The organism is Pseudoalteromonas sp. S3776, assembly GCF_005886915.1.
Lineage (GTDB): Bacteria > Pseudomonadota > Gammaproteobacteria > Enterobacterales > Alteromonadaceae > Pseudoalteromonas.
This window is the reverse complement of sequence record NZ_PNCU01000174.1, coordinates 1-394: the sequence shown is the minus strand read 5'-3', so window position 1 is coordinate 394 and position 394 is coordinate 1. Positions and strand designations below refer to the sequence as shown.

General features: G+C 38.1%; 1 protein-coding gene. It reads right to left on the bottom strand.

Going from position 1 to position 394, the window contains the following annotated elements:
- Positions 1–394 (bottom strand): efflux RND transporter permease subunit (locus tag CWC16_RS19540; protein ID WP_138542696.1); only part of this gene is annotated, 394 nt, incomplete at both ends.

The window sequence follows — 394 nt, the reverse complement described above, 5'->3', positions numbered from 1 at the left end:
CGCCATCAATCCCTTCCAATTGTTTTTTTATTGTTTGAGCAAAAGCATAAATGCTGTCAAGGTTTTGTCCATATACTTTTACACCAACATCGGTACGGATACCTGTTGAAAGCATATTGATACGATTAATAATCGGTTGTGTCCATCCGTTGGTTACACCCGGTATCTGCATTTTTGAATTAAGCTCATTAATGATACCATCCTTGGTCATTCCTTTTCGCCATTCATTTTTTGGTTTTAGCAAAATGATGGTTTCAATCATACTGATTGGCGAATTATCTGTTGCAGTGTTTGCCCGTCCGGCCTTTCCTAATACATGAGAAACTTCGGGGACAGTACGGATTATTTTATCCTGCACCTGTAATAATCTTTTTACTTCAGAGTTGGAAACATC